This is a genomic window from Pseudomonas rossensis, assembly GCF_039888995.1.
In the GTDB taxonomy this organism is placed as follows: Bacteria; Pseudomonadota; Gammaproteobacteria; order Pseudomonadales; family Pseudomonadaceae; genus Aquipseudomonas; species Aquipseudomonas rossensis.
This window is the reverse complement of the sequence record NZ_JBBWCB010000065.1, coordinates 16,999-33,029: the sequence shown is the minus strand read 5'-3', so window position 1 is coordinate 33,029 and position 16,031 is coordinate 16,999. Positions and strand designations below refer to the sequence as shown.

At 59.1% G+C, this 16,031-nt stretch carries 9 protein-coding genes; 5 read left to right on the top strand and 4 right to left on the bottom strand.

All coding sequences use genetic code 11. From position 1 onward, the window contains the following. On the bottom strand, positions 1-3,482 hold a 3,482-nt coding region (locus tag WLY71_RS17985), incomplete at its 3' end, for a dermonecrotic toxin domain-containing protein (RefSeq protein ID WP_347804609.1). A 223-nt stretch (positions 3,483-3,705) separates the two neighbouring features. Between WLY71_RS17985 and WLY71_RS17980 the strand changes: the two genes are divergently transcribed. The 4 genes from WLY71_RS17980 (at position 3,706) to WLY71_RS17965 (ending at position 13,148) form a co-directional block, all read left to right on the top strand. Next, positions 3,706-6,021: a YgiQ family radical SAM protein gene (locus WLY71_RS17980; RefSeq protein WP_347804608.1), complete on the top strand. Its 2,316-nt coding sequence runs from the start codon at positions 3,706-3,708 to the stop codon at positions 6,019-6,021. Between the two features lie 386 nt (positions 6,022-6,407). Further along, positions 6,408-9,683 carry a transglutaminase family protein gene (locus tag WLY71_RS17975; RefSeq protein ID WP_347804607.1) on the top strand — a complete coding sequence of 1,092 codons (3,276 nt, stop codon included), beginning with the start codon at positions 6,408-6,410 and terminating at the stop codon, positions 9,681-9,683. A gap of 88 nt (positions 9,684-9,771) precedes the next feature. After that, positions 9,772-12,258: a circularly permuted type 2 ATP-grasp protein gene (locus tag WLY71_RS17970; protein WP_347804606.1), complete on the top strand. Its 2,487-nt coding sequence runs from the start codon at positions 9,772-9,774 to the stop codon at positions 12,256-12,258. Beyond that, entirely contained in the window at positions 12,258-13,148 is an 891-nt protein-coding gene (locus tag WLY71_RS17965) for a transglutaminase family protein (RefSeq protein ID WP_347804605.1), read from the top strand. The genes WLY71_RS17970 and WLY71_RS17965 overlap by 1 nt, the downstream gene beginning before the upstream one ends. Before the next feature lie 220 nt (positions 13,149-13,368). Here WLY71_RS17965 and WLY71_RS17960 read toward each other — a convergent pair whose 3' ends face one another. Together WLY71_RS17960 and WLY71_RS17955 are read right to left on the bottom strand one after the other, a co-directional pair. Continuing rightward, positions 13,369-13,560, bottom strand: coding sequence for a hypothetical protein (locus WLY71_RS17960; protein WP_347804604.1), 192 nt, complete (start codon positions 13,558-13,560; stop codon positions 13,369-13,371). A 68-nt stretch (positions 13,561-13,628) separates the two neighbouring features. Then, the gene (locus WLY71_RS17955; protein WP_149631985.1) at positions 13,629-14,216 is read right to left on the bottom strand and encodes a cytokinin riboside 5'-monophosphate phosphoribohydrolase; all 588 of its coding nucleotides are present in this window, start codon (positions 14,214-14,216) and stop codon (positions 13,629-13,631) included. Positions 14,217-14,559: 343 nt separating this feature from the next. Between WLY71_RS17955 and azu the strand changes: the two genes are divergently transcribed. Next, complete coding sequence (gene azu, locus WLY71_RS17950) at positions 14,560-15,006, top strand: azurin (protein WP_282376711.1); 447 nt, start codon at positions 14,560-14,562, stop codon at positions 15,004-15,006. A 193-nt stretch (positions 15,007-15,199) separates the two neighbouring features. Here the strand turns inward: azu and nadE are convergent, their stop codons facing one another. Then, complete coding sequence (gene nadE, locus WLY71_RS17945) at positions 15,200-16,027, bottom strand: NAD(+) synthase (RefSeq protein ID WP_347804603.1); 828 nt, start codon at positions 16,025-16,027, stop codon at positions 15,200-15,202. Between the last annotated feature and the right edge of the window lie 4 nt (positions 16,028-16,031).

Genomic DNA, 16,031 nt, shown 5'->3' with positions numbered 1-16,031 from the left:
TCTTCGTACAGGTTGGCAACGCCTTCGAAGCCCTCCCATTGAATGTAAGGTTTGATTGCCGCGGCCTCGTAATGGGTACCGCCATCAGCAGATTTGGCCTGCCGCTGAATTTTTTTGATGCGTAACGGTTGCCCTTTCAGGTCCCTGAGGGGGTAGCGGCCGTTGTTGGCACGATCATAGTTACCGCGTGTGTTGGAGGTCTGTTGAAAGGATCTGATGCTGGACATGCGGTCGCGTTCGGCGGCAGTGAATGGCACAGGCATGACGTACTCGGTGGCGCTGTGATAGCTGCCGCTTGCCTCCTCCGGGATATCGAGGTGTCTTGACGAGCCAACGCCCGGCGTGCCGCCCGGTAACCCGCTATCGGTATCGATCTCCCAACCACCTCCAGCCTTTTGCCGCACGTAGGGCTTGTACGCTCGATAGGGGCTGCGCGCATCAATGACTTGCCAGCCCGGTTTGGCGTATTGCACTTGATAGTACAGGCGGTTTTCCAGCACGTAATACATGTACGTGCCACCTTGTAGGGGGCGCTGTTCATAAACGCCGTCTGCGCGCAGCGACAGGTTCGTCGGTGTTTCTTTCCGGGCAAAATGGGTATCAAGGGGGAAGCCTGGGGTTGCGGGCTCGGTAGCCCATGACGCACCAGCTTCCCGAATAGCCAGAGGTTGTTTGTGCAAACGCTCTATGACGTTGTTGAGCGCGGTTTTTACACGGTCAGACCAACTATTGGCCGCGGCAAAGCGCTCGGGTTCAGGCAGGACCGCTTTGATCGAGGTGTAGAGATCGGCCAGTCCATTAAGCGGATTTCCCGCAGCATCGTAAGCCCTGTACTGCGCGCCTTCTCGAACCAGAACTCTGCGATGAGCGGCTGTGTCACTGCCGACGCTGCTCAGCAATGTGCCGTTGAGGGTTGCATCACGCATTTCGATGTGCACCGAGTCGGCCCAGTTGGGCAAGTACCTGAAGTTCATGAGGATGAGTTGGTCGGTGTCAAGAGGGCGGGCGGAATCAAGATAAAGCCCCTCATAAGTACGTGCTGTTTCAACTTCTTTGGAATATTCGGCTGCTTCCTTTTCCATGAGTGGCAACAACTGCTTTTCCCGCACGATTTGCTGCTTTTCCAGTGCGCTGAGGCTGAGTGTCAACTGCTGTAGATAACTTTTTGGCAGCGTTGGATACTTCGTGCGAATGTGTTGCTCTATCGGGTTTTCCGGTTGATCGGTCAGCGCATAAGTTTTGGGGAACAGCAGGTCTTTTGTTGCCGCAAGGTGGGTCTCAAGACACTGCGCCAGGCGCTCTGCGTTAGAGGCAGAGGATGGCGCCAGCCCTTTGAACAGCTCACTGAGCTCTTCAGTTCTCAACTTCTCGACAACAGCGTCTGTCAGTTCACCGTTTCTGAATTGGGCGTAGGTCAATCTAAGTTCGGGCAGTGTTGCATTGGCGGAGTCACCAAAAGCAAAGAGCGTTTCAGTCCCATCGACGACGGTCAGGCGTCGAGTGGTTGGCCAGCCGCTCAGTGTGGTGAGCAGGTGCAGCAAGATGAACGGTGAGTAAGGGCCGGTTTTAGTGCCTTTGCTACGTTCTATCTTGAAATCTTTTATTTCCTGCCTCAAATCAAAGCGCTTCAATACATCGGTCAGCAGGGCCGGCGGACGTTGGGTGCTCTGATGAAGTTCAATGAGAGCCAATCTGTCTAATCCGCTGACCAGCAGAATGGGCTCAACGGCTTCTTGGCGGATATTGCGTGCGACAGTGCCAAGACGCCTGATCAGTTTCAATCCATCCCAAGTGCTTGGGTCCTCGTGCAGATGGCGCCATCCGGCGGCATCGTTTTGTAACATCTGTGGGGTATACCCGTTTGGGTCAGAAGGGTGTTGCAGTTCCCACTGCCGGGTGGCGATGTCGACCTTTACTTCATAGAAATGGTCTTCCAGTGCTACATAGGTTTTTGCGTTGTGGTTATACAACCCTTGAGCGTTGGGGTGGATATTTTCAGGGAGTTGAAGTGCCGTCCGATAGGGCGTCAGATCGGGGTGCCAGAGTCGTTCGCTATTGTCGCGCAACCTGATTTTCACCAGGTTGGTGGCGATCCCGGTGGTTTTTATTGCGCCGGCCGTGATGATGCCCAGGGCCGCGGCGTCTGCGACATCCAGCAGATCATTCAGGGCTTCATCGGTATCGCCACGACTCCAGGCGGCAACGCCGTGATAGACCGAGTTGAGTAACTGCAAGGCTGTTACCGCCAACATCACTTCACCGATGATCGGTATGAAGGACGCGGCGAAAAATAACAGCGACTCCCCTGCTGCCTCGAGCTCCTGACGTTTTTTCAAGCTGCCGGCGGTGTTGGCATCTGCCGTGGGGACCGCCAGCACACGTGCGTCAGCTTTCAGGTGGGCAATGCGTTGCTTGAAGACCGTTTCATAGACGTCACCGGCAATATCCACGCGCACCAAGGGTTTGGCAAAAGACGCATTACTACGGCGGTTTGCGCCTGACCACAAAGTGCCTGTGGTCAGCGGCGTTCCCTGGCGCTCAAACGGAATGAAGCGATTGAAGAATTTCCGGTAGGAGGGTGTGTCCAGTTTAATTGCCAGGGCTGTTTGAAGAGCGTTATACGAGTCATATCGTTTGATTGCGTCATCGGGATCATCGGGGATGTAAAGAACGTGTTTAATCTGAGGCCATTTATCCCGAAGTACCACGATGCCCGGAAGGGCTATGCCGTCCAGGGTCAGGTGTGAACAGATCAAGTCCTTGTGGCTGCCGGCGTGGCTCAGTTCGAGTAATAGTGCGTAAAGATCTGTGCTGATGGATTTCTTCATCAGGGCGATGTGGATCGCCGCCTCAAAGGTATTTTGGTCGTCGTTCCTGATCAGGGCTTTTATCTGGTTTGCCGAGCGAGTGGCGGTTGTTCCCGCAGTCGCAGAAGGTTCCAGTATTTCGCTGATGTGTCTCTGGTACCGCATGCCGATGTCCAGCTCGCGACAAACCCCGGCGAAGTGCTCTGGGCTGACAGCGCTTTTTTTCTTTTCGTCGTACCCGGACAAATAGATGGCCGATCCCGCTTCAAAACCACCGCTCAGGGCTTCGGAAGGTTCGAAGTTCTGCAGAGCGGCGTCTACAAGCGTTTGTTCGGTGGTTTTATGGTGTGTTTTGATCAGCCCCAAGAGGTGGGAGTTCTTCCATTCGCGTAGCAGTGTGGATTTTTCAGCGTCCAGCGATCCCAGGTGTCCTGTGAGCTTTTCGCTCAACAATGTTCGGGCAAAGTTCAAGGGGTTTTTCAGATCTTCGAAGACGGGGGCCAACGCCTGCCTGGCTGCATTGCTTTTGAGCAGGCAGGCGCGAAACGTTTTGCGCTGTTCAGGTGATCCCTCGACTAGCCAGCCAGGCAGCTTGCTCTGGATGAAGCTTGCATGAGCAGATAGGGGCGGCGGGGTAGGTGCGGGGACTGTAGTGAGTAAAGTCGAATCGTTCAAGGGAGCTCCGTGGCTCTGGATAAGCCAGTCTGGTAGTTGAAGCGCCAGACTACTCGCGGGTTTTTTTCTTGAAGAATATCTATGTAGCGACATGTGCTCAGCGAAATGTGATGTATATCAGGGGCAGACCTGATGGTAAAAGCCGACCGCTATTGTCGGAATTGGTTATTTTTTGTGCTATATTCCGCGCCCGCGATTTTTCATCTCAACACCGGTCATCGTCATGCAAACAGCCAAGCCGTTATTTGACTATCCCAAGTACTGGGCCGAATGTTTCGGTCCAGCGCCATTCCTGCCGATGAGCAGGGAGGAGATGGATCAGCTTGGCTGGGATTCATGCGACATCATCATCGTCACCGGTGATGCGTACGTTGACCATCCGTCGTTCGGCATGGCAATCATCGGCCGGCTGCTGGAGTCGCAAGGCTTCCGCGTCGGGATCATTGCCCAGCCAAACTGGCAGTCCAAAGACGACTTCATGAAGCTCGGCGAGCCGAACCTGTTCTTCGGCGTCGCGGCCGGCAACATGGACTCGATGATCAACCGCTACACCGCCGACAAAAAAATCCGCTCAGATGACGCCTACACTCCTGGTGGCATGGCGGGCAAACGTCCGGATCGCGCGAGCCTGGTTTACAGCCAGCGTTGCAAGGAAGCCTACAAGAACGTGCCGATCGTTCTCGGTGGCATCGAAGCTTCCCTGCGCCGCATCGCCCACTACGATTACTGGCAGGACCGGGTTCGCAACTCGATCCTGATCGACGCCTGCGCCGACATCCTGCTCTACGGCAACGCCGAGCGTGCGATCGTCGAAGTCGCCCAGCGTCTGTCCTACGGTCACAAGATCGAAGACATCACCGACGTGCGCGGTACCGCGTTCATTCGTCGCGACACGCCGAAAGACTGGTACGAAGTCGATTCCACGCGCATCGACCGTCCGGGCAAGATCGACAAGATCATCAACCCGTACGTGAACACCCAGGACACTGCGGCGTGCACCATCGAGCAGGAAAAGGGTGCGACTTTTTCAAGTGCAGAAGACCCGAGCGAAGCCAAGGTCGTGCAGATTCTGGCGAGCCCGAAGATGACTCGCGACAAGACCGTGATTCGTCTGCCTTCGGTTGAGAAAGTCCGTGGTGACGCGGTTCTTTATGCTCACGCCAACCGCGTGCTTCACCTGGAAACCAACCCGGGCAACGCCCGTGCGCTGGTGCAGAAGCACGGCGAAGTCGACGTCTGGTTCAACCCGCCTCCAATTCCGATGACCACCGAAGAAATGGACTACGTGTTCGGCATGCCCTATGCGCGCATTCCGCACCCGGCGTACGGCAAGGAAAAGATCCCTGCCTACGACATGATCCGCTTCTCGGTGAACATCATGCGTGGCTGCTTCGGCGGCTGTACCTTCTGCTCGATCACCGAGCACGAAGGCCGGATCATCCAGAACCGTTCCGAAGAGTCGATCATTCGCGAAATCGAAGAGATCCGCGACAAGGTCCCCGGCTTCACCGGCGTCATTTCCGACCTCGGCGGCCCGACCGCGAACATGTACCGTATCGCCTGCAAGACCCCGGAAATCGAATCCGCGTGCCGCAAGCCTTCGTGTGTGTTCCCGGGCATTTGCCCGAACCTGAACACCGATCACTCGTCGCTGATCCAGCTGTACCGCAGCGCCCGTGCCTTGCCGGGTGTGAAGAAGATCCTGATCGCTTCCGGTCTGCGCTACGACCTCGCGGTCGAGTCGCCGGAGTACGTCAAAGAGCTGGTGACCCACCACGTTGGTGGTTACCTGAAGATCGCCCCGGAACATACCGAGGAAGGTCCGCTCAACCAGATGATGAAACCGGGCATCGGCAGCTATGACAAGTTCAAGCGCATGTTCGAGAAGTACTCCAAGGAAGCCGGGAAAGAGCAGTACCTGATTCCGTACTTCATCGCCGCGCACCCGGGCACCACCGACGAAGACATGATGAACCTGGCCTTGTGGCTCAAGGGCAACGGCTTCCGTGCCGACCAGGTGCAAGCGTTCTACCCGTCGCCGATGGCCACCGCCACCGCGATGTACCACTCGGGCAAGAACCCGCTGCGCAAAGTCACTTACAAGAGTGACGCCGTGACCATCGTCAAGAGCGAAGAGCAGCGTCGTCTGCACAAGGCGTTCTTGCGTTATCACGATCCGAAAGGCTGGCCGATGCTGCGTGAAGCGCTGACCCGCATGGGCCGCGCCGACCTGATCGGGCCGGGCAAGAACCAGTTGATCCCGCTGCACCAGCCGGCGACCGACAGCTACCAGAGCGCCCGTCGCAAGAACTCGACACCGGCCGGCAGCCATAAAGTGGCAGGGGAAAAGACCACCAAGATCCTGACCCAGCACACGGGCTTGCCACCGCGCGCCAGTGATGGCGGCAACCCGTGGGACAAGCGTGAACAGGCCAAGGCAGCGGCGTTCGCCCGCAACCAGCAGGCGGCCAAGGATCGCAAGGACGCGGCCAAAGGCAAAGGACCGAAGCCTGCGCGCAAGCCGGTAGTGCCGCGCTAAACCTCGCTAGCTCTGAACAGAACGCCAACCTTCGGGTTGGCGTTTTGCGTTGTGCGCCACGGAAAACCGGGGCGACGGGCCGGAAGCTGTGTTGGGGCAACCGGCTTCTTCGCGGGCAAGCCCGCTCCCACAGGGATCTGCTGTGAACACAGAACCGGAGACAACCTCGAACACTGTGGGAGCGGGCTTGCCCGCGAAGAGGCCGGTGTTGGTGGCGACTATGCAGCTGAACGCCACAAATCCGTGCAATCGATGCAAACCAAATTCCCGCATCGCCCGATTTTGGTGCTGTACTGCCTCCAGCAACCGGAGAAAGCGCCAGCGCTGCGCGATGGCATAAGTCTTGCGCGCTTTCCAATACGCTTAAGGCTCGCAGGAGGCACGCCGTGTCGATACATGTCGCATTGCACCACGTCACGCATTACCGCTACGACCGCGCCGTCGAGCTCGGTCCGCAGATCGTTCGCCTGCGCCCGGCTGCCCACAGTCGCACGCGGATACTGTCCTACGCGCTGAAAGTGTCGCCCGAACAGCACTTCATCAACTGGCAGCAGGATCCCCAGGGCAATTACCTGGCGCGATTGGTGTTCCCGGAAAAAACCGATGAGCTGCGGATCGAAGTCGATCTGCTGGCAGAGATGGCGGTCTTCAATCCGTTTGACTTCTTCCTTGAGCCCTACGCCGAAAAGATCCCGTTCGCCTACGCCGCGGATGAGCGCAAGGAACTGGCGCCGTACCTGGAAACCTTGCCCCTGACGCCGAAATTCAAGGCGTACCTGGATGGCATCGACCGCACGCCACTGCCCAGTGTGGATTTCCTCGTCGCACTCAACCAGCGCCTGAGCGAAGACATTGGCTACCTGATCCGCATGGAACCAGGTGTGCAAACGCCCGAACATACCCTCGAACATGCCTCCGGTTCCTGCCGCGACTCTGCGTGGTTGCTGGTGCAGCTGTTGCGCAACCTCGGTCTGGCGGCGCGTTTCGTCTCCGGCTACCTGATTCAACTGACCGCCGACGTCAAAAGCCTCGACGGCCCGTCGGGCACTGACGTGGACTTTACCGACCTGCACGCCTGGTGTGAGGTCTATTTGCCCGGTGCCGGCTGGATCGGCCTGGACGCGACCTCAGGGCTGTTTGCCGGTGAAGGGCACATTCCGTTGGCCTGTAGCCCCGATCCGGGCTCTGCGGCACCGATCAGTGGCTTGGTTGAACCGTGCGAGTGCGAATTCACCCACGAGATGTCCGTGGAACGGATTTGGGAAGCGCCACGGGTAACGAAGCCCTACAGCGAAGACCAATGGCTGGCGATCCAGGCGTTGGGGCGGCAGATCGATGCCGACCTGCTGGAGGGTGACGTACGTCTGACCATGGGCGGTGAACCGACGTTTGTTTCCATCGACGATCCGGACGGCGCCGAGTGGAACACTGCGGCACTTGGGCCAGACAAGCGGCGTCTGTCCGCCGAACTGTTCCAGCGCATGCGCAAACACTATGCCCCCAAAGGCCTGGTGCATTTCGGTCAGGGCAAGTGGTACCCCGGCGAGCAATTACCGCGCTGGTCGCTGAACTGCTACTGGCGTCGCGACGATGTACCGATCTGGCACAACAGCGCGTTGATTGCCGATGAGCAGCAAGACTACGGTGCCAATGGCGAGTTGGCCGGACGCTTTCTGGCGAGTGTCGCCGAACGCCTGAAAATCCCCACACGGTTTGTGTTCCCGGCCTACGAAGACAATTTCTATTACCTCTGGCGCGAAGGCACTTTGCCGCAGAACGTCAGCGCCGAAGACTCGCGTCTTGAAGAGCCTCTGGAGCGTGCACGCCTGCGCAAAGTCTTCAGCCAGGGGCTGGACAAAGTCATCGGCCAGGTCCTGCCGCTGGCACGCACCGCCAAGGGTGATCAATGGCAGAGCGGCCGCTGGTATCTGCGCGATGAGCATTGCCGACTGGTGCCGGGGGATTCGCCGCTGGGCTATCGCTTGCCGCTGGGCTCGCAGCCTTGGGTGAAAGCGGCGGAGTACCCGTTCATTCACCCTGTGGACCCGAATCAGGATTTCCCAGCACTGCCCGACACTGCACAACTTCAGAGCCAAGGCGAGCCTGCGGTTGCTGATGAACGCACGCCAAAGATCGACGAATCCGCCGACTGGCTGACCCGCACGGCGTTCTGCGCCGAAGCGCGAGAAGGGCGGTTGTACCTGTTCATGCCGCCGCTGGAACGGGTCGAGGATTATCTGGAACTGGTCAGCGCCATCGAAGCGACCGCCGAGGAGCTGCATTGCCCGGTGTTGCTGGAAGGCTATGAGCCGCCGAGCGATCCGCGGCTGAACAACTTCCGTATCACGCCCGATCCGGGTGTGATCGAGGTCAACGTGCAGCCATCCGCCACGTGGGATGAACTGGTCGAGCGCACCGAGTTTCTTTACGAAGAGGCACGCCAGACCCGACTGACCACCGAGAAATTCATGATCGACGGTCGGCACACCGGCACCGGCGGCGGTAACCATTTCGTACTGGGCGGCGCGACACCGGCTGACTCACCGTTTCTACGCCGCCCCGATCTGCTGCGCAGCCTGATCAGCTACTGGCATAACCACCCGTCCTTGTCCTACCTGTTTTCCGGATTGTTCATCGGCCCGACGTCTCAGGCGCCACGGGTTGATGAAGCGCGCAATGATGCGTTGTATGAACTGGAAATCGCCTTTGCCCAGATGCCTGAGCCGGGTGAGGAATGCCCACCGTGGCTGGTGGATCGGCTGCTGCGCAACCTGCTGATCGACGTGACCGGCAACACGCACCGTGCCGAGTTCTGCATAGACAAGCTTTATTCACCGGATGGCGCGACGGGGCGTCTGGGGTTGCTCGAATTGCGCGCCTTTGAAATGCCGCCCCATGCGCGCATGAGCCTGGCTCAGCAGTTGTTGCTGCGGGCGCTGGTGGCTCGATTCTGGCGCGAGCCTTATGCGCCGCCGAAACTGGCGCGCTGGGGCACAGAGCTGCACGATCGTTTCCTGTTGCCACACTTTATCGAACAGGATTTTGCCGACGTCATCGTCGACCTCAATGCCGCCGGTTATCCCGTGCGCGCCGAGTGGTTTGCGGCGCATCTGGAGTTCCGTTTTCCCAAGGTCGGTGATTACGCCGTCAGCGGGATCGAGCTGGAATTGCGTCAAGCGCTGGAGCCCTGGCATGTGCTGGGCGAGGAGGGCGCAGTCGGCGGCACGGTGCGTTATGTGGATTCGTCGCTGGAGCGCTTGCAGGTCAAGCTCACGGGTCTGCCGCCGCAGCGTTTTCTTCTGACCTGCAATGGCATTCCGGTGCCATTGCAACCCACCGGGCGGGTCGGCGAATTTGTGGCCGGCGTGCGTTTCCGCGCCTGGCAACCGGCCAACTGCCTGCAGCCGACCATCCCGGTCCACGCGCCACTGGTGTTCGACCTGCTCGACACCTGGATGCAGCGCTCGCTGGGTGGCTGCCAGTACCACGTTGCCCATCCGGGCGGGCGTAACTACGACAGCTTGCCGGTGAACGCCAATGAGGCGGAGAGCCGGCGGATGGCGCGTTTTTTCCGCATCGGACACAGTCCTGGGAAACTTCCTATACCGAATGTGGAAGTGAACGACGAGCTGCCGATGACACTCGATTTACGACGTTACTAAACCGTACGCGACGCTCGGATTTTTCGTATATCCGGGCGTCATGAGCCTGCGTTAGTCTGACCGTTCTTTGCTGTCTGCCGAGCTTTCCATGCCTGACCTGCTTGACCGCTACCCGCTGACGGCGGGCACTTATCACGAACTGCTCGACGACAGCGGCGCGGTGCGCCCGCACTGGCGTCGGTTGTTCGACCAATTGCAACGCAGCACACCAACGCAATTGGTGCAGCGTCAGGCGCTGCTGGCCCGGCAGATCCAGGAAAACGGCGTGACTTACAACGTCTACGCCGACCCTAAGGGTGCCGATCGGCCGTGGGAACTCGATCTGTTGCCGCACGTGATTGCTGCGGATGAATGGCAGCAGTTATCGGCCGGGATCGCCCAGCGGGCACGCTTGCTCAATGCTGTACTCGCAGATTTGTACGGCCCGCAACGGTTGATCGCCGAAGGTCTACTCCCTGCTGAGCTGGTTTTCGGTCACAACAACTTCCTCTGGCCCTGTCAGGGCATCACGCCGCCCGACGGGGCTTTTCTGCATCTGTATGCGGTGGATCTGGCACGCACGCCTGACGGTCGCTGGTGGGTGACGGCGGATCGGACGCAAGCGCCATCCGGTGCCGGTTACGCCCTGGAAAACCGCACCATCGTGTCCCGGGCCTTTCCCGAGTTGTACCGCGATTTGAAAGTGCAGCACCTGGCCGGGTTCTTCCGCACGCTTCAGGAAACCCTGGCCCGTCAGGCACCGAGTGATGACGAAGCGCCGCTGATCGTGCTGCTCACACCGGGACGTTTCAACGAAAGCTACTTCGAACACCTCTATCTGGCGCGCCAGCTCGGTTATCCGCTGGTAGAGGGCGGCGACCTGACCGTCCGGGATGCCACGGTCTACCTGAAAACCTTGAGCGGACTGCGTCGGGTCCACGCAATCATGCGGCGGCTCGACGATGACTTCTGCGATCCGCTGGAGCTGCGCACTGACTCGGCCCTTGGCGTGCCGGGATTGCTGGAAGCCGTACGCCGAGGGCGGGTGCTGGTGGCCAACGCCCTCGGCAGCGGCGTGCTGGAGTCGCCGGGATTGTTGGGCTTCCTGCCGAAGATCAATCAATTCCTGTTCGGCGAAGAACTGATTCTGCCCTCCATCGCGACCTGGTGGTGCGGTGAGGCACCGGTACTGGCTCAGGCCCTGGAAAAATTGCCGGAGTTGTTGATCAAACCGGCTTTCCCGTCACAGAGCTTCACTCCGGTATTTGGGCGCGATTTGAGTGAAAAACAGCGTCAGGAACTGGCTGAACGCATGCAGGCCCGGCCTTACGCCTATGTCGCGCAAGAATTGGCTCAGCTCTCTCAAGCCCCGATCTGGCAGGCTGAAGAGGCGCATCTGCAACCTCGGGCCATTGGCATGCGCGTGTATGCAGTGGCCAGTCGTGAGGGCTATCGGGTTCTGCCCGGCGGCCTTACCCGGGTTGCCGCCGAGGCTGACGCCGAAGTGGTGTCGATGCAGCGTGGTGGCGCGAGCAAAGACACCTGGGTATTGGGCGATCGCCCTCCGAGCGGTGAGCAATGGAAAACCCAGCGTACGATCGGTGTGCACGACCTGGTGCGACGGGATCCGTATCTGCCTTCGCGCGTGGTGGAAAACCTGTTCTGGTTCGGCCGTTACTGCGAGCGCTGTGATGACAGCGCACGGCTGCTGCGGATCATGCTGGCGCGTTATGTCGATGGCGATGACCCACAAGCCCTGGAGGCGGCGGTCGATCTGGGCGAACGGTTGATGTTGTTACCCGATGAAGGCGAGTTGCCAAAGCGTTTGCTGGCGGCATTGCTCGGCGACGACTGGTCGTTCAGCCTGCGCTCCAACCTGCAGCGTTTGCAGTGGGCGGCCTCGCAGGTGCGCGGCAAGCTTTCGCGGGAAAACTGGCAAGCGCTGGTGGAGCTGCAGCGCGAGGCCTTGGAGCTGGAAGCCGAAGAGCCGGATTTCGGCGAATTGCTGGATTTCCTCAACCGTTTGGTGATGTCCCTGGCGGCGTTATCCGGTTTCGCCCTCGACGACATGACCCGGGACGAAGGCTGGCGCTTCCTGATGATCGGCCGCCGGATCGAACGTCTGCAATTTCTCAGCGCCAGCCTGGCGGCATTTCTGCGCGGTACCGGTGCTTTCGATCAGGCCGGATTGGAATGGCTGCTGGAGTTGGGTAACAGCAGCATCACTTACCGTTCGCGGTATCTGGCGGTGGCGCAACTGATCCCGGTGCTTGACCTGTTGCTGCTCGACGAGCAGAACCCCCACGCCGTGCTGTTTCAGTTGAAACTGGTGACTCGTACCTTGAAACGCTTGAATGACGACTTCGGCGTGCCTCGCGAAGCGGGGTTGCCGCAATTGGTGGAACGCTTGGCGCAGTTCGATCTGGGATGCCTGGAGAACTCGCTGTTCGGCGAAACCAGTGTTCGGGCAGCCATTGAGGGGCTGGCCGATCTGTTGCAAGAGATCGCCGACGCCAGCGGGCAAGTGTCGGATCGTCTGGCCTTGCGCCATTTCGCCCATGTCGATGACGTCAGCCAGCGCACGGTGTCCGTCTGATGAGCGCCCATTACCAGATTCTCCACGACACCCATTATCACTACGACAGCCCGGTGTCCCTGGCTCAGCAGCTCGCGCACCTGTGGCCGCGTGCATGTGCCTGGCAGCGCTGCACCGAGCAGCAATTGCAGATCAGTCCCGATCCGACTTCGCGCCGCGATGAACTGGATGTGTTCGGTAATCCGCTGACCCGGTTGGCGTTCGAGCGGCCGCATGATGAATTGCTGGTCAATGCCCGGCTCACCGTCGAAGTGCTGGCCCGGCCTGCGCTGGATTTCAATCAATCCCCCGCGTGGGAAGAAACCTGTAACGCGCTGACTTACAGCAGTCAGCCGCTTTCCCCCGAATTGCTGGAAGCGTGTCGTTACCGGTTCGAATCACCCTACGTGCATTTGAAGCGCAACTTCGTCGAGTTTTCCGAAAGCTGTTTTCCATCGGGTCGGCCGCTGCTGTTGGGTGTTCAGGCGCTGATGGAGAAGATCTTCAGCGAGTTCACCTTCGATGCCGAGGCGACCCAAGTGGCGACGCCGCTGGTGGAAGTGCTGGAGCGCCGGCGCGGTGTTTGTCAGGACTTCGCTCACCTGATGCTCGCCTGCGTACGCTCCCGTGGGTTGGCGGCGCGGTACATCAGTGGCTACCTGCTGACCCAGCCACCACCCGGGCAGCCTCGATTGATCGGCGCGGACGCGTCTCACGCCTGGGTCTCGGTGTTTTGCCCGGTACTGGGCTGGGTCGATTTTGACCCGACCAACAACGTACAACCGACACTCGAACACATAACCCTGGCCTGGGGCCGGGATTTCTCCGATGTTTCGCCGTTGCGTGGGGTGATTCTGGGGGGCGGCAGCCATGATCCCGAAGTCCGCGTCACAGTGATGCCACTGGAGTAATAGAGATCCCATGTGGGAGCGAGCTTGCTCGCGATAGCGGACTTTCAGTCACACAAATATTGGATGTACAGCCGTCATCGCGAGCAAGCTCGCTCCCACAGGTGATGTGCAGTGCTTTCTGGAGGGGTATTTCAGATTGGCCTGTGAGGGTCAGCAACATCGTTGCTGACCCTGGACACAGATCCGGTGGGCCTGATCAGATCATCGGGCCCTGAGGGTCTCAGGCGTCGGGCGCCTGATCTTTCGGTGCTTCAACATCATCTTTTGCGGCCACTTCACCTTCTGCATCCGGGTTCAGTGCGGCGGCTTCTTCTTCAGCTGTAGCTTTCTTGCGCTGAAGCTTTTCCTCTTTCTTCTGCTCCTTGGCCAAGTCTCTCTGACGTTTGGCGAAGGAATAATTGGGTTTAGCCATGGGCGATCCTCTGGGGTCGAAGGTGAGGTTGAGCGGCGCGTATTCTGCCCTGTATCGATGCCCAGCCGTTAGCTGGGTTTTTGCTCGATCCACTTTGGCACCACTGTCGGCTGCCAGGCGTCCAATACATCGAGCAGGGTTTGCGGCGATTCGCTCACTTGCAGCATGTCACGGTGCGGTTCGCGAACGAAGCCTTCGCCGACGATATGATCGAGAAAAGACGTCAATTTGCTGTAGAAACCGTTCACTTCCAGCAGCCCCAGCGGTTTGCCGTGGTAGCCAAGCTGGCCCCAGGTCCAGACTTCGAACAGTTCTTCCAGTGTGCCCAGGCCGCCGGGCAGGGCGATAAAGGCGTCACTGAGCTCGGCCATCCGCGCCTTGCGCGCATGCATGCCGTCGACCACTTCCAGGCGAGTCAGGCCGCTGTGACCGATTTCCTTGTCTTTGAGGCTTTGCGGGATGATCCCGATCACTTCACCGCCGGCCGCCAGCGCAGCATCGGCGACGATGCCCATCAGCCCGACGGCGCCGCCGCCATAGACCAGAGTCAGCTTACGCTCGGCCAATGCTCGCCCCAAGGCGACAGCCGCTTCACGATAAGCCGGGTTGGTACCAGTGCTGGCACCGCAAAATACACAAACGGACGCTAAAGACATGCCTTACTCCATGGTCAGGATGACCACAGAGTAAAGGCAGGCACGCGGCGTTCCAAGGTCTACACTTCACGTTCGGGTGTTTCACAGGTACCGCTGGCGCCACAGGCGTAGGCGGCGAGCAAACTGCGCAACAGGCTGTTAAGGGACATGACTGGCGCTCCAGATGAGTGATGACGGCTTGATGATAGGGCCGCCCTAGACGTCTGGCTGGTAGATTGTTTCGATAGGTGTCATAGCCCGAAAGTTGTATACAATTTTTGATTCAGGTCATAGGAACTTGCGAAGTTTTCAGGCAGTCTTCTGTCCATTCTCACTTTTGTTAACCCTGCCTTGGAGATTCACCATGTTTGCCAAACTTGTTGCAGTATCCCTGCTGACACTGGCCAGCAGCCAATTGATGGCTGCCGAGTGCAAGGTCACTGTCGACTCGACTGACCAGATGTCCTTCGATACCAAGGAAATCAGCATCGACAAGAGCTGCAAGACGTTCACCGTGGAGCTGAAACACTCCGGCAACCTGCCGAAAAACGTCATGGGTCATAACTGGGTGCTGAGCAAAGAGGCCGACATGCAGCCGATCGCCACCGCTGGCCTGGCCGCTGGCATCGAGAAGAGTTACCTGCCTGAAGGCGACGCACGCGTCATCGCCCACACCAAAATCATCGGCGCCAAGGAAACCGACTCGGTGACCTTCGACGTGTCGAAGCTCGATGCTGGCGAGAAGTACGGTTTCTTCTGCTCGTTCCCTGGCCACATCTCGATGATGAAAGGCACTGTTGTCCTGAAGTAATCGAATCGAACGCATAAAAAAAGCGTCCGCTCGGGACGCTTTTTTTTGCTCATTTTTGGTCCAGCCCGAATCCTTGTAGGAGCTGTCGAGTGAAACGAGGCTGCGATCTTTTGATCTTGCTTTTAAGATCACAATCAAAAGATCGCAGCCTCGTTTCACTCGACAGCTCCTACAAGTTTCTACAGGGGCAGAGTCAAGGCGCGAACGGCATCACTCGCTTGTGATGAGTCTTTTTATACGTGTCACAAATGATCTTGAACGCTTCCTCACGCACCGGCTCGCCGTGCAGGAACGCGTCGATCTCGGCATAGGTCACGCCGTGGGACGCTTCGTCCGGCTTGCCGGGCGACAAGTCTTCGAGGTCGGCCGTCGGGATTTTTTCTACCAGCGACTCCGGCGCGCCGAAGCTGCGGGCGATGTCCCGGACCTGGTTTTTCACCAGGCCGCTCAGTGGCGCCAGATCGCAGGCGCCATCACCGAACTTGGTGAAGAAGCCCATCACCGCTTCCGCCGCGTGGTCAGTGCCGATTACCAGACCGTGGGCTGCGCCGGCGATGGTGTATTGGGCAACCATGCGCATCCGCGCCTTGGTATTGCCGAGCACGAAATCCACCGAGACCGCGTGCTTGCCTTCGAAGGCCGCTACTTCGCTCGCCAGGGCTTTGACCGCCGGGCCGATGTTCACGGTGTGGCGCTCGTCCGGGGCGATGAAATCCACCGAGGCCTGGGCGTCGTGTTCGTCGAACTGGGTTTCGTATGGCAGGCGCACGGCGATGAATTTGTAGCTGTTGTCGCCGGTGCGTGTGCGCAGTTCGCGCATGGCACGCTGGGCCAGCAGGCCGGCAGTCAGGGAATCGACGCCGCCGCTGATGCCGAGTACCAAGGTCTTGAGCCCGGAATTGACCAGGCAGTCCTGAATGAAGGTAATCCGCCGGGCGACTTCAGCCTCGAGGGCGGCCTGGTCGGCGAACGGCGGCTGGACCTTGAGCTGTTCAGCAATCTCACGCTGTTCGGCTTGCATGAAT